Below are 15465 nucleotides of genomic sequence, written 5' to 3'. Positions count from 1 at the left end.
TAGATCAACTGTTCCTACTGAACACTTACATTGTCAAATGTAGCAGTTGTAAGCGTCGTGTTTGCATGAGACGTCACCGCAAGTCCTACATAGGCTGTACTTGCAGCAGAAATGGATGACGTACCTGTCTGAGTCCATGTCACACCATTCACAGAAATGTAGGTCGTTACGGTGTTCCCCGATCTGGTCGCTCTGACCCAATACGGTGCACTCACGGTTGCGGACGTCGTAGAATTCGTGATTGCGCCAGGTGCCGTCCGATTTTGGAATACGGCGAGTCCTGGTTTCATAGCAGCATACACATTGCTGGCATCCTCAAACAGAGATTCCCGAATCATGACTCCTGCCTTTGCAGATGAATGGGTATTCGTCAAACTGGCAACGCGAGCTGTAATCGTCCGGTCTCCCTTTAACGGCACATAAGCAAATCTAAACTGATCTGATTTATCCCAGATATCACTTCCGGCCCCTTTGATTGTATAGGTCCCGGCACTATAACTGTAACTTCCAGCGACACCTACACTACCAATATCCTGAGAAGAAAATGGGATCTGTGCATTCGCAGATGACAGTGTTGTAGCACTTACCGTGCTGCTTGTTGTAGATGTGTTTGACTTCGCATCATAAGCACTTACTTGATAGTTGTAAGCTGTAGAAGCAGTCAGTCCAGCGTCGGTATAGTCCGAAGTTGGTGAATATCCCACAATGGTCCCATTCCTGTAAATTTTGTAACCACTCACAGCAACATTATCCGTTGAAGGTGTCCAGCTCAAATTAATGACTTTGTCAGACAACGGTTTAACAGTTAAACCCGTCGGTGCGGATGGCTTTGTTGAATCGGTAGTGGTACCCAGTCTGTACGCAAATGTGAGCAGAGCTGCATCCGTATTTGTAGCAGGCATTCCATTCATGTAACTGGTTGTGAACGGAGCAGTCAATCCTTTGCGTGTTACATAATGAGCATATATTATTTCATTTTGAGCCCATCCGATGGTATCACTTCTTCCCGTTCCATTAATGCCACTCCAAGGCCCCATGGTACAACGTCCGTATGTTGAATCCCATGAAGTTGGTTCATTGCCCAGATTATAATTGGACCAATATTCCGAGCCAGCTAAGAGTCGATTATCTCCATCTCCAAACAAATCAACACCCTGCTTCCAGGCGATTTCTGCCACAACCGTTAAGTTGCCAAGTCCACCAAGAGCGTGAACCTGATCTCGGCCTGATTCGGAGATCTGCCCTGTAGACATAACATTTCTCGTCACAGAAGCACAAGCATTCGTTCTGAAATTAGATATTGCAGAATCAAACATCGTCTGATTGTTCGTAAATATCGCGATTGAAATCATGGATTTCATTGCGGATCCACCCCAGTTTGCATCCCCGGGGGATTGAATATGAGGATAAAAAACGTTGGTCAACATATTTTCCAGTTGTGTGATATTTGCTGCAGCCCAGCCTGAGTTGCTATATCGTAACAATTCGCCTGCATTGGCAAGAAAAATGCCATTATCACCTGCAGCAAGCTGTGCATCTGTTCCAGCAATGCTAGTTAATGTGCTCGACCAAGCATTCAGAATCTCAATGGCTTTATTAGCATACGCCTGTGTTCCGGTCACATTCCATAGGAGAGCGTTATAATAAGCTGCTCTCGCATCGTTCTCTAAGGCACTATTTCCATAATTTGTACTCGTACATGTTGAAGTAGAATCGTTCCTGCAAACCGTACTATAAGGTCCTTGTTTTGCATAAGATGAGGATGCTTTGCTATCTGTTTTGAAATTTGCTAATGCTGACTTCCAAGGTTCGGTGTTCTGATTGGCAGACATTCTAGTGAGATCCGTAGCATTATGCATAATTCCAGGATGAGTAAATGTTGCTGCTTCTGCCGTTTCCGATGAAAGTACACTATACGCAGGGATCAGAAGCATGATGATGACTAGCATAATACTAATGAGCTTTGCTTTTGTAGACCGTTGTGGCATAAAATCACTCCTTTAATCTGGATGTGGAAAAAATAAAATTGTAATCGCTTACAAATGTATTCTACTTGTTAATTTCCAGATAAAAACAGGCAAAATCCGATGAAATAAGAGGGTAAATCCAACTTTCTTCACATTTTTCCTTTATCCTGTGACCAATTCAATTCCTTAACACATTTAAGATCACGGTAACTGCCTCTGCGCGGGTCACATTCGTGTTTGGCGAGAAACGATCGTTCCCTATCCCCTGCATAATGCTTGATTCTACAGCCTCATGAATGAAAGGTTTCGCCCAAGAAGAAAAATCGCCCGCATCAGTAAATTCATTCACGTAAGTCACATCATGTTGTGTCTTACCAAGTGCGCGAACAGCAACCGATGCCATCTCGGCACGACTCATCTTCGCGTTTGGTCGGAAGGTGTGGTCGACATAACCGGTAATAAGTTGCTTCTTCACTGCTGCTTGCACATGAGAGGAAGCCCAAGCCGGGATCTGGTTCACATCGGCAAAAGTTGCATCTGATTCATTCACATCAAGTTTAAGTGCTCTGCTAAACATAACAGCAAATTCGGCGCGCGTGACCTCATGCTTGGGACGGAACGTGCCGTCAGTATACCCGTCGATAAATCCGGCCTCCACCGCTTTTAGAATGGAAGCCTCTGCCCAATGCCCCGTTATGTCACTAAAGCTGGTCGCTGATTCCGCCTGTATGGTCTCCTGCAGTGCAGGTGTCATGTTAGACATATTTAGCTTTGAGTCCACCAGCTTGATATTCTGAAGTGTAATCTTGCTGTTACCGGCACGCTGCACATTAAACTGCAGGGTCGTCAATAGTTGATCCCCACTATCACCTTTTACGCTGCCCACTTTGGTATGGGCAATCTTGAGATAATTCCCCTCCGCTTTCGGCACGACCGTATATCCAACACTTCCTGCGCTTGCTTTCGAAAAAATAAGTCTATCTGCATCAAACTCCAGATTCATTTCATAGGCGTACAGATCCTCAAGGTCATGCCCGATGACCGATACTTCAACGAGTTTGTTGTTAACAGACTTCAGCTTTAACTCAAAGCTTGGACGCGCTAACTGCTCTATTGTGGCTGCATTCACACTCGTTGTACAGATCGTCAGTAACACCAAGAAACTTGTCCATACCTTCCTCATTTCCATTTTCTTCACGTTTGTCTTCGATCTCAATAGAGACCCTCCCTGTCACATGAATGATCAGAAGGAAGGCGACAAGGTGCGCCCTCCCTTGCTCATACCTATTTATTTTGCAGCCAGTCACCAACAATCATCTGAGCAACAGCAGCCAACTCACGAATGGTGATCTCACCCCCATCGAACAGATCTGCTTTCTCAATATCGGACCAGCTTGCATCTGTTGATTTTGTTCCATAATACTTCGCAATGATAGAGAGATCTTTGATACTGACTTGAGTCTGGCCTGGTACAAGAGTAATCATCTGAGCAGCAAATGTACTTGCAGCAGATTGTAAATTTACCAATGCTGCATCAACACTTGATTGTGTTGATGCAGCATTGTTTTTTACCTCATTTGCCGTATTCAGAGCAGCTTTCAGGATGGAAATGGCTTGTTGAGGATACTGACCAATCTTTGTTCCAGCAACAGCTTTGTCCAGTTGTTTTTGAACGGATTGGATCTGAACTGCCAACCCAGTATGGTCTGTCGGCTGAGGCGTTGCAGTATAAACACTACTCCTGAATGTAGTAATGGCCGTTTTCAAAGCAGTGACTGCTGTGTTCACTTCGGCCTGAGTGCTTCCAGTGTTGTCGCGAACCACCATCGCACTTTGGATTGCCGCATCGAATACATTTTTGGCCTCAAGTGGGTACTGCCCCTGTGATGATCCTACAACAGCCGTTGCGGACAATTGCTGTGCTTGCAAGATCGTCTGTTGTAATTCAGCTTTGCTTACGCCGATTACAAGTTCTGTAAATGCTTCAACCGCCCGATTCAGTTCTATAACTTTGGCATCTACTTCAGCTTGGGTTGCCCCCTCATTCGTCGTTACCGCACTTGCATGTTCGATGGCTGTAAGGAGCACTGCTTTGGATCCAACCGGATACTTTCCTGTATCGCTGCCTTCCACTGCCTTGTCATGCAGGGATTGTGCAGACTTGATTGCAGCTGTTAACTGTGTCTTATCGACTTGAATCTGAATAGCGATTGATGCTGTCGAGGTATCCAACATGTTAGAATTCCCGTCTGCGGAAACTTCGAAATTACTTAAGCTGACTTGTGCTTTCCCAGTGGTAGCGTCTACCTTCACTTGCCCATGCAGGGCGATAAGATTGCTCGAATCGGTAATCTGATTCTGGTTCGTGTTAGCCACAATAAGGAGAATTTCACCGGATTCCGGTTTCACCCCTGTCCCGATGATTTGCAAGCCTTCTTCTGAAGAAGACACAGCTCCATCAGCCAGAACAGTAAGTCCTTGTTCGTCCTCGGTTGTTGGAAATTGCAACTTGTACGTATCGTAAGTTACGGTCAATTGTGCCGTTGTGAAACCATCCGTGACGCCATGTACACCGATGTTCAAGTCCACCGGTTGTCCCGGTGCAACTGTTAATGGTCCGTGTAGCGTAGCCGAATTTTCCGTTCCTGGCTGTGGTTCTGCTATTTCTTTTACCGTGATGGTCCATGTAGCAACGGTTGCTGCTCCTTTAGCATCAGTCGCTTTGAATTGGAGCACATAGCTCCCTGCTGCTTCTGGTATCCAGCTGAATTCACCTGTAGCTGCATCCAGCTGCGCTCTTTCTGGCAGATCTATACCCGCATACGTGATGGAATCCCCTTCCGGGTCCGTAGCGACAAGCGTCTGCTTCACCTCTTGACCTGCCGTCACCGTCACTGGAGCCAAATCGGCAAAAACGGGGGCTTGGTTAGGCGCGGGTACGTCTACTGCTTTTTGGTAGAATTCAAGCTCTGCTACATTGGCATTGCCCTTAGGTGTGTAATACCGAAGATATCGATATCCCTTATCCTTCGTCATTCCTACAAAATACCACTTAGCAGTAGAGATGGTCCCAATAGTGTACAGATTCTCAAATGTTGTACCATCATTCGAGCCTTGAATCACTGCATCCTTCATCCGATTAAGATGTGTACTGCGCGGATAAAATTTCACACCGCCCAAGATCGGTGCATTGTTTTGACCTAAATCAATCAGAATCCAGCTTGGGTTGGTCAACGCATCAGGTGCCGTTTCTATATTGCCATCAAATGCCCGCCATCCATTACTCTCGGGAGTTCCAATTCCTGTTGAGTCACTTGCATCCCACTGTTTGGATGAAGCCTTGACCATCGATTGCGTAACCTGAATCGCAGAAAGGGTTGTTATATCTATAGGACTGCTTTTTTCCGTTTCTCCGGCATTGCCTCCAGCTGCTACCTGGTAAGCATACAACGTACCGGATTTCAGATCAGCATCGCTCAAATCAGTCGAAGTGGTTTCTTTCCACTTGGTATAGGTGCCCCCAGCTCCTTGCTTGCGATAGATGGTGTAGTAAGTTGCTCCTTTGACTTCCTGCCAGTTCAAAAGTACGGAAGTCGGCCCCGTTAAAGCTGCGGTCAATCCTTCAGGGGCCTTATTCTCCTCTTCAGGGTATATGGACAACTTCACTTCCTTATCGACGTAATTGGATGTATCATCCTCCGCATAGATATGGAAGACATATTCACCTGGCGCAAGTCCGGCTGGTTTAACAATTAACGTTCCGCCTGCCTTGCCATTCAGTCCACTACTGTCAATATAATCCTGATTATCCGTCGATAAAGATACATTCACAGAGTCTAGATCTTCAACGGATACCTTCAAATTCATATCTGCGCCATTCTCGTAGGCCGCTACGCTTGTAAGTTCAAACCCTTGTTCACTTGTCAACTTGATTACTGGCGAGGTATCGGCTGGATCAAGCGTGTAGCTGCCCAGCTTGACTTCCGTGTCTTCCTTGTCCGTCTCGATGGAAACAAAAAGACTTTTCAAATAGGTTGGGTAGTCATCCGACTTCACATATTTATTTGATATGTTAGTGCTTACCCGAAGCCAATCGCCCTTAGTATCCGGTACTCGGATTGTAGCAAAAGGGGGAGTGGATGAATCTCTTTGCAGCTGCAATTTGGCCACTCCATTAGTTCTGACCGTAAAGGAAACAATGCTGTCTTTGGTACGATCCACTTGAAGCGCGGCCTTGCTCAAATAAACAATGCTTTCGTTCTTTGTCAGAATATAAGAGCGGGTGCCTTCGCTACCTATCTCAAATGTACCGGAAATCGGAATAGCCTGATCGGCAATGAAGTTGGCTTGACTGCCAGTTGTCTCTACGTTCGCCAAGCGATTCCGTTCAATATTCCGGTATGTCTTAAGTGTAATTGGCGAGTTGCCTCTATACCTTAGAGTGATGTCATGAATGCCCTTGATCTTAGCCAAGTCTGCTGATGCAACTTCAGAAGTGAATTTGACCATGGCATTGCTCGTATTTGGCAGTTTGTAAGATGCTACCAGCGTTTCCCCGCTGTATAACAGCAGTTTGCCATTCGGATCTGTTGTTTTGGCCTGTAATTCAATACTATTGTTACCACTATCAAAATTCATTTTGCCGAATGTGACTGCCCCTCCTTCACTCAGATTCACACCGTCTGAAGCTTTAGTAGCTTCTCCGGAGAGGACACCTGACAGAGCTGGATGTTCATCGCCTGCATAGCCATCCGAGAATGCGAACCAGTCAAACGCAATCTGATATGACAGTGCGTTTGCGCTGCCATAATACTTGAATGCGATCAGATGCTTACCTGACAAAGGCTTACTCAGCTTGCTTGAGACCGTCGCATAATTGGTCCACCATCCGGTATTCGGTACCTGCAAGGTAGTTAGTACTTCACCTTTGGCAAGATCAGCTGTCGTAACATTAGTGCGGTCAAGTCCGTCTACACCATCCAACAAGATTACGTCCACCTTGGTGCCCACACTCGAATTGCTTGCAGCCCGAATCGTAATTTCGTTGTAACTGTCGTCTAGATCAAGGTCATACCATGTATACTGATTCTCATAGCGAACGTCATACAGTACGGAACGCATGCCGTCCATATCCTGAAACGTACTCGTGCTGGTGGTTTCGCTCCTACCTATATAATCGAACGCCTGCAAGCGGTCATATGCTGCTGTCACTTCTATATACGGGGGATTGCTTAGTGGCTTTGGTGGACCAACCACCTCACCTGTCGCCAAGTCACTGGTCCCCTGTAACAGAACATAAGATGGAATCGCTTTTAATCCACCTTGCTTTTCAATAGCTTGTGCCAGATATTTAATCCGTTCATCGCCAGGATCCAGTGGCTGAGTCAAATGATGCATGTAGTATCCGTATGTGACCTCGGACGCGTACCCCAATCCTCTGCCGTTATCACTGACGGTATCAGCGTAATTGCCTGTTGGATCGCCAACAACAGCATTGCTAATGTTAACTGGTGTATACAAGATATCGTAACCCAGATTATATTTGGCAAGTTCATTCGCTCCAGCCAATATCCGATTATCGAGGAATTCGAAAATTCCTACACCATCTGAAGCATCCGTCACTTCTCCGAATGTTGGTGAAGCCGGGTCCGGGTTGACCTTAGTACCCTGGATTTCAGTCATGTAGGCAATCATGGATAATGTGGACGTATTTCCTGAAGCGTGGCCCATGTCGCGGAACATTTCCACAAGTTGTACATGGGGCTCGACAGGTGCACCCGTTCTTTCATTTTGTGTGACATAGCGAATCTGATGAAAAATATCACCGGATTGCCCCTTGAACGTTGCGGTTTTGTTGGCTGTTGCCCACTCCACTGCCTCTTGGTACCATTGCTGATTATCCGAAAAAATAGCAGCCATCATATAGGCCTGAGTGATAATACCATGCTGGTTCATCCAGCGACCATTGTTATGATAGAAGTTGCCATCGTAGAAGGCCATCAGATAGTTCTGCGTAAAATTCGTCGTATCCGTTTCCGTCCACGCCCATTCCCCGCTGCCCTCCGTATACCGCAACAATTCGGCAGCTCTAACCATGTTAACCATGGCATCACCGATACTAATGTGCGAATCTGTAAATCCTTTTGGATTGCCCGGATCAATTTGGGACCAAAGACGAACAATGGTCATTGCTTTCTCACGGTAACGAACATCACCTGTAGCAGCCCATATAACTGCGTGGGTAAATGCCGCTTCTGCATCCACCTTGGCTTCCTTGGCTTTTGCATCATTGTCAATCTTGGTATATGCGGGTTTCGTTTTATCCAGCTTGCTTTGATTCCGAATATCATAATCCAGTGATCCACTGCGACTGTTCCTGAAGTCCTCGAATGCACTCGCCCACGGCTCTGCGCCAATGGCAACCTTCTCCTGCATCAGCTTCAGTGCATCACCAGTGAAACCTATAGAAGGATGAACGAATCCCTCTTGGCTTACCGTCTCCAAGATTGCAGGCTGGGTATGGATAACCGAATCATCAGCGGATACCCTGCTTGGAACGGTAGTTATAAATAAACAGAGACTTACTACTAACACACGAATAACCATCCATTTTATAATTTTGCAGCACTGCTTCATTTCACAGCCTCCTGATTCAATAAAATGTCGAATTAAAAGTAAACGCTTCCATAAATAAAAATGATATCTCCTTCCCTTAGAATGTTTTCTTCATGAAGATATAGATAAATTGGTTAGAAGTGTACCCAAAATCCGATGATAAAAGTGGGCAAATACTATTTTTTTCACATTCTCCGTTAAATTGGGAAATTTCTCTTGTGAGTTTATGAGACGAGTGCTACAATTTTGAAAAAATATGGATTATGAGTAGATTGTACATACGAATCGCGGATCTTCGCGGGAGGAAATCACCGTATTTATGCTTCGGTAGCTCTTTAATCCATAGAGGTTACTCAACTTAATTCGCGTAAATAGAACGTTGTTTTTGTTAGACGCATCCTGATATTTGGGACCCGTCCCATAGTGTCATGAAAGCTGTTTACATCCTTAAAGTTAATGTCATTCCTAATCTTACAAACCGAGGTGTATTTATGATTCATTTAACGATTGAAGTACAGCGTGAAGATGGAACTATCCTTGCCGAACATACCGATACGAACCATACTCATCTGGTATATGATCAACCGTATCAACCAGGAGATTCTATTGTGCTCAGAAGCTCCAGGGACGGCGTCTATTTGTATTTCAAGCTGGATGATGCTTTGAATCCGGATTTTGTATATCTGTCTGGGCAAGAGTACCGTCTAAGCATCCCTTTTAATGAGAAGAAAACCTCATATTCTCCCAAGTCATTTACGGGTCAACTACATTTGCTGACTGTACGGGTTGCATCCAATGAGGAGATTAGTTCCTACAAAAACCTTGCCGCAAATTCACATGATCATCATACCAACTCAACGTTGTACCCCCATGCTTCGGCTAATGTTGAGACGCGTGGTGAGGCCGTCTTTGCTGCCCGAAATGCAATCAATGGCAATACGGTAACCTATTCACATGGAGAGTGGCCATTTGAATCATGGGGAATTAATCAACGACTAGATGCAGAATTCACACTTCATTTTGGACGGCTTGTTGAAATTGATAAGATCGTATTGTACCTGAGAGCTGACTTCCCCCATGATAATTACTGGAAGCAGGTTACCTTGTCTTTTTCTGATGGCAGTTCTATAACTTCATCTCTTGAGAAATCCGGAAAAGCACAGGCTATTCTCTTGGAACCAAGACAAGTGGAATGGGTGAAACTTAGCGAGTTAATTCAATCTAATGATCCTGCACTATTCCCAGCACTTACACAGTTCGAAGCATACGGACGAGAAATTTAAGCAGTAGTAACGGATAAAGAAATAATTATTGAAGAATAAGATCCTGATTCAATCATCGAATCGTAGTAAGTCAAAGTTTTTATTCACCAGATATAAATACCCGCCTGTCCCTATCTATAGGACAAGCGGGTATTTACTTACGCCTGATTATAAATCTTCACCATTTGATTCAATGACTTTTTTGTACCAGTGAAAGCTCTTCTTCGGTGTTCTACTCAGGTCACCTTTACCATCATTGTCTTTGTTGACATGAATGAAGCCATAACGCTTCTTCATCTCTCCTGTGGATGCGCTGACTAGGTCGATACATCCCCACATCGTGTAGGCAATGAGATCTACGCCGTCAGCCACCGCTTCTTTCATTTGTTCGATGTGATTTCTAAGATAATCAATCCGATAGTCATCTTGAATGGAGCCATCATTCTCTATCACATCGACTGCACCGAGACCATTCTCAACAATCATCAATGGTACTTGGTAACGATCATACAGATGGTTCAGCGTATAACGTAATCCTTTCGGATCAATCTGCCAGCCCCAGTCGGAGGAATCCAGATATGGATTTTTAAGGCCGCCTATGAGATTACCACCATCTGCCTTTTCAAGCGAATTATCTGCACTTTCGACCATCGACATATAGTAACTGAAGGAATAGAAGTCAACACACCCTTCACGCAGTGTCTTTTCATCTTCGGGATTCATATCAATCTGGATCCCTTGCTCTGCGAAGAAACGTTTGGCAAAACCAGGATATGCTCCCCGAACCTGTACATCACCGCAGATCATATTGGATATTTGGTCTTTCTTCTGTGCAAGCAATATATCATCCGGATTGCAAGTATTTGGATATGTGGTCAAAAAAGCAACCATACAGCCAATCTGGAAATCGGGATTAATTTCATGTCCAACCTTAACCGCTTTGGCACTTGCTACGAATTGGTGATGCAGCGCCTGAAAGCGCGTCTGTGGATCATCCACTCCATCAACCAGTGTCTCTTTGCCTTCAAACAAAATTCCTGCTGACATATAAGCACCCAGTGGCATCGTTAAACAGTTGATCTCGTTAAACGTCAGCCAGTATTTCACCTTATCTTTGTACCGATTGAAGATGGTTGTACAATATCGGACATAACAATCGATAACTTCACGGGAAGCCCAGCCATTGTACTTCTGTGTCAGGCCGAACGGAGTTTCGTAATGGGAGATCGTGACGAGCGGCTCAATATTGTACTTTTTCAACTCGGCAAAGACATTATCGTAAAACTGCAATCCCTCTTCGTTTGGCTCCAGATCGTATCCATTCGGGTAGATTCTGGACCAGTTGATGGACATGCGAAACATTTTGAAGCCCATCTCTGCCATCATTGCGATATCTTCCTTATAATGTCCATAAAAATCAACCGCTTCATGGCTCGGGTAATATGTGTCCTCTTCCAATATAGGTGTAATCCTGCGCGGTGTCGTGTGGGTTCCACCTGTCATCATATCCGATGTACTAGGCCCCTTGCCACCTTGGTTCCAACCGCCTTCGAATTGATTAGCAGCAGTCGCGCCGCCCCAAAAGAATCCGTCTTTCATTTTCATAATCTGTTCCTCCTCTAATCATGACACCTCGTTAAGCAAATCTGTTTTCTTGGTAAACTTTATAATCAAAGTATAGCATCCATACCCTGACAATGGTTGTCAGGGTATAATCTTGCCTCGGAACATAATCAAATATTCAGAATATTGTTATTATCTTTTATATACTTTTACCTCGAGAACCTAAGAAAACTCCTCTAAACAAAAGAAGTCGCCAAATTAACGACTTCCAATGGAACAATATTCATAATTTCAGAATTCAGAAAGTTCAAAAGTTTAATATTGTTTATCATAATCAGTGGCGAATAACATCAGTGGAATAATCGACCATTTCAAATAATCCGTTAAACCCTGACTAATTATGTCAAGGTTTATATGATATAATGAGCTCTTCTAAACCAAGAAGGTTATAGTTCAGTACTAAATATAGCTTTGCCTGTTCGAAAATCTGTCGGTAATGATACATGTTGATGGATCAATTTCCATTCACCATTTTCTTTTATATATCCATCTGTTTGTCGGGTAAGAAATTCGGTGGAGGAGGACCCATCTACATTGTCACATTGAAAGTGTTGGATACTTTGGACAAAGCCAACACTGCCATCAACATATGCCTCAATTTCAAGAAATCCGGTGCGTACATTTGTAATTTTGGCAAATTGTTCACGAAATTCGTTTCTGCAGTTTTCAAATCCCTTTTTACTATAGAACTGCAGATCAAACCATGTTGCGTTTTTGTGCCAAAATTCTGTGATTTCATCGCCCGTCTGTGCCTCTCCCATTTTTTTAGTAATCCCAGTGATAATCTCTTGATCTGTTTTTGTCACTGTAATAACCTCCTTTATATTGATATGAAAATTGTAGCACACAAACCTTGACATCGAGTGTCATGATATTTAGAAAGAACAAATTAATAAAAACTAGTCAATAAGGTTGTTAGCTCTAAGGTAAATGACAGGATACTTCACCAAATTATTGACCTGAACTTCAAGGATTATAAATTCCTTAAAAACTAACTACATTAGTACAAGGGGGCAAAAATGTATAGCAGCAGATTACTGGAAATATTGTTTATGCTAACGGAAACGAAACGAGTAACAGCTTCCCAATTAGCCACACACTTCAATGTCTCAGTCCGTACTATTTATAGAGATGTTGATGCCTTAAGTGCTTCTGGCGTACCGATCTATGCTACTACCGGACGAAAGGGTGGGATACATCTGATGGATAATTTTATATTGAATAAATTACTATTAACTGAGTCTGAACAAAAAGAAATATTACTTGGTCTTCAAACGATTAAAGCTGTTCCTATAATAGAGGATAGCGGTGTGATGAGGAAGATAAGCCAGCTATTTCAGTTAAACGACAGTTGGATTGATGTCGACTTTTCCCGATGGGGCAATCATGATTCTGATAAGCTTAAATTTAACCAAATCAAACAATCCATTCTAGAGAATAAAACTCTGTCATTTATATATATAAGCTCCTCTGGAGATAAAAAGTATAGGACTATTAATCCAAGTAAATTACGTTATAAGCATAAAGATTGGTATTTGTACGGATATTGTCATGATAAAAGGGATCACCGTTTGTTTAAGATAACCAGAATTACACAATTAAATATTCAATCCAAGATATTTGAACAGGACGATAATAAGGCTACTGCTCCCCATGTTATTAATGATGATTGGACTGAAAATAAAGCAAGCATTAAACTGTTATTTCCTAATGAAGTTGCTTACCGAGTATACGATGTGTTCCAAGAATCTCTTATCACACAGGAACAGAATGGACTTGTGGTAACAGCCGAATTGGAATTTGACGAATGGTTATATTCCTATCTTTTGTCATTTGGTCCCAATGTTACAGTAATCAGTCCACAATGCGTCCGAGAAGAATTGGTTCGGAGACATAAACTATCTATTCATCAACTTGAGACGTACATTTGATGGCGAATAGAGTGCATGTTATCCATCAAATTTGCAGATTAATTCTCTGGAAACGAGCAAAAGCGAATAGTCTGTTGTCTGTTATGAAATTGGACTCCGACAAAATCCTGCTCATTTACTTTCAGAAATTTCTTTTGGTACTGGGGATGATTCGTCTTAATTCTTTCCGCCGCGTATATCCTGTGGGAAAATGAGAATCGTCTAGAATCCAGACTTTCATGTTCCGGCTACGTGCCGCACCCATAATGATATCCAGATATTTCCATTAACGTGGACCAACAAAATCCGGGTGAGGTCGCGATTCCACACAAACTTCCAACTGACCTGATTTTCGCTCTCGTCTATGATTTTCATATGCTCACGAAGGATATGTTCCTCCTCACCATAATGGAATGATTACATAAAGGTACCCTTTGCATCTGTCACCGGCTTCCCTCTCGGGCGAAAAAAACAAAGAGACAGGCATCAACTAATACCTGTCTCTATCTTAAGTTCATCATAATTTCTATATTACCCTTAAATAAAGGGCCTACGGTCCAATACTTTATTCAAGAGTCGGTCACTGATTACCCGTTCGGAAAGCACGGATTGAACAAGTGCCAAGGCACATACGGCACCGCATAAACTATGCAAATCTCCATAAGGTCCTTCCTCAGTGGATTTACGCAAAACGAACTGAATAAATTGTTCGGAGACCTGGCTAATCATCGCCGTTGCCTCCTCCGCTCGGTGCTCTGTTTGCTCCTTGGCACTGATGAAGGTATACAGCCAGTCCAGTTCATTGAAGGAAAACTCCTGCTCCGACAAAGGGAATTGTTGACCATTAAACATATCCAGACAGGTATTGATTAATTGTTCAGGGTAACGGACTTTCTTTTTCCGGTAGTCTAGGTTGAATAAATAGTGAAACGAACCCGCAACATGGTGAAAGAGCGGTGCCCCAATAGGATGACCATTCAGGTCAACAATAGCTTCTTTTTTCCATAAGCCGGTCGCGGGGTCAGTATGCTCCCAGAGCCAGTCAAAATACCAATTCTCCCATTCTTCGTCTACCATTCCGCTTAATACCATAGAAGCAAAGATACCCGACCCCTGTTGGGAATCTCCCCATGGCTGATTCTGCCAATCCAATCCGCATAGAAATGCTTCAAGTTTGTTCCGATCCTTCAAAGACTCTAATGCGGTCAAGAGATACTTCGGTTTAGCATCAAACAGTTGTAGAGCAGAGATAGCAAAGGCAGTACCATGTATAGGGTGATGGCCAATTCCATGAAATAAACCGTCATTACTAGACTGGAAGCTTTGTAGTGATTCCACCCATTGTTTGCAGGCTGACTTTTCTTTTGGTAATTCTCCTAGTGTATACAAAATAATAGCGGCATCTGCCGTTCCATAAAGGTCTGGAGTTTGATTGCTTACAAGATCTCGGGTATACCCCCATGGTTCTTTTACACTGTGAGCTTCAATTGTCTCAATAACTCGATGAATAAACGGAGTAATATTCACTTTGAGATGGTCACCTCTCTGCATTTTATTTATTAACTCTTGATTTTCCAATCCTAAACTCGTATTGAGTTTAACTTAAATATATCAGCTTAAGCCGCTTACACATTCATTCAAAGTAGGATCCAATCCAATATAAATTTCTCAGCCATTTGACATTTCAGGTCTGCAATAATCAGGGTTTTCAGATCACCTGTACATATTCTTGCATGCTGAACAAGAACTCGAAATACTCTAAGCCAATGCATGAATATTTGGCAAACTCAAGGCAGAGCCTCTAATCATGAAGAGGAATTACCAGTCTGCCCTTCAGTATGTACCAAATATGAATGTCAATTCTACTGCTGGCAACAACATGATATCTAGTACCAACGTTCGCTTGAAGATTTTGTAATCGGGAACGGCTAGGACTAGGAAGATTCATTTCGACAATAAAAAAAAGGATATGAAAAGAAAAAATGTCCAATTCCACAATAAAAGAGCGGGTAAATTCTTTAAAAAGCACAACTGTTAGAAAACAGAGAGCAACATCCAGTTTAGGTTTATGGACGCTGCTCTCTAATA

Annotated in this window: 8 protein-coding genes; 2 read left to right on the top strand and 6 right to left on the bottom strand. The window is 43.3% G+C overall.

The window, feature by feature from the left end; genetic code table 11:
- Window positions 1-14: 14 nt before the first annotated feature.
- The 3 genes from gpAD87_RS10140 to gpAD87_RS10130 all read right to left on the bottom strand — a co-directional run bounded on the left by gpAD87_RS10140 (window position 15) and on the right by gpAD87_RS10130 (window position 8603).
- Window positions 15-1988, bottom strand: a complete 1974-nt coding sequence (locus tag gpAD87_RS10140) for an alginate lyase family protein (protein WP_064637974.1) — start codon at window positions 1986-1988, stop codon at window positions 15-17.
- A gap of 157 nt (window positions 1989-2145) precedes the next feature.
- Entirely contained in the window at window positions 2146-3183 is a 1038-nt protein-coding gene (locus gpAD87_RS10135) for an S-layer homology domain-containing protein (protein ID WP_064637972.1), read from the bottom strand.
- Window positions 3184-3251: 68 nt separating this feature from the next.
- Window positions 3252-8603 carry a carbohydrate-binding protein gene (locus gpAD87_RS10130; protein WP_064637970.1) on the bottom strand — a complete coding sequence of 1784 codons (5352 nt, stop codon included), beginning with the start codon at window positions 8601-8603 and terminating at the stop codon, window positions 3252-3254.
- Between the two features lie 470 nt (window positions 8604-9073).
- On the opposite strand from gpAD87_RS10130, the gene gpAD87_RS10125 reads away from it, so the two are divergent.
- A complete protein-coding gene (locus tag gpAD87_RS10125; protein WP_064637968.1) occupies window positions 9074-9865 on the top strand; it encodes a DUF7402 domain-containing protein in 792 nt (263 codons plus the stop codon).
- Window positions 9866-10012: 147 nt separating this feature from the next.
- Here the strand turns inward: gpAD87_RS10125 and gpAD87_RS10120 are convergent, their stop codons facing one another.
- Both gpAD87_RS10120 and gpAD87_RS10115 read right to left on the bottom strand, forming a co-directional pair.
- Window positions 10013-11449, bottom strand: coding sequence for a glycoside hydrolase family 1 protein (locus tag gpAD87_RS10120; protein ID WP_064637966.1), 1437 nt, complete (start codon window positions 11447-11449; stop codon window positions 10013-10015).
- 404 nt (window positions 11450-11853) lie between these two features.
- Window positions 11854-12273 (bottom strand): nuclear transport factor 2 family protein, encoded by a 420-nt coding sequence (locus gpAD87_RS10115; RefSeq protein WP_064637964.1) that lies wholly within the window; start codon window positions 12271-12273, stop codon window positions 11854-11856.
- 213 nt (window positions 12274-12486) lie between these two features.
- On the opposite strand from gpAD87_RS10115, the gene gpAD87_RS10110 reads away from it, so the two are divergent.
- Window positions 12487-13398, top strand: a complete 912-nt coding sequence (locus gpAD87_RS10110) for a helix-turn-helix transcriptional regulator (RefSeq protein WP_064637962.1) — start codon at window positions 12487-12489, stop codon at window positions 13396-13398.
- A 516-nt stretch (window positions 13399-13914) separates the two neighbouring features.
- Here gpAD87_RS10110 and gpAD87_RS10100 read toward each other — a convergent pair.
- Window positions 13915-14955: a hypothetical protein gene (locus gpAD87_RS10100; RefSeq protein ID WP_157258441.1), complete on the bottom strand. Its 1041-nt coding sequence runs from the start codon at window positions 14953-14955 to the stop codon at window positions 13915-13917.
- Between the last annotated feature and the right edge of the window lie 510 nt (window positions 14956-15465).

The sequence above is a fragment of the Paenibacillus sp. AD87 genome (assembly GCF_001659845.1).
GTDB classification, from domain to species: Bacteria; Bacillota; Bacilli; order Paenibacillales; family Paenibacillaceae; genus Paenibacillus; species Paenibacillus marchantiae.
Note: the sequence above shows the minus strand (reverse complement) of the source record. Positions and strands in the feature narration are given on the sequence as shown.

What these genes read in the sequence shown, in the direction of transcription:
- gpAD87_RS10140 (WP_064637974.1), bottom strand. Translation starts at nt 1,988, where the DNA reads ATGCCACAACGGTCTACAAAAGCAAAGCTCATTAGTATTATGCTAGTC.
- gpAD87_RS10130 (WP_064637970.1), bottom strand. Translation starts at nt 8,603, where the DNA reads ATGAAGCAGTGCTGCAAAATTATAAAATGGATGGTTATTCGTGTGTTA.
- gpAD87_RS10125 (WP_064637968.1), top strand. Translation starts at nt 9,074, where the DNA reads ATGATTCATTTAACGATTGAAGTACAGCGTGAAGATGGAACTATCCTT.
- gpAD87_RS10120 (WP_064637966.1), bottom strand. Translation starts at nt 11,449, where the DNA reads ATGAAAATGAAAGACGGATTCTTTTGGGGCGGCGCGACTGCTGCTAAT.
- gpAD87_RS10110 (WP_064637962.1), top strand. Translation starts at nt 12,487, where the DNA reads ATGTATAGCAGCAGATTACTGGAAATATTGTTTATGCTAACGGAAACG.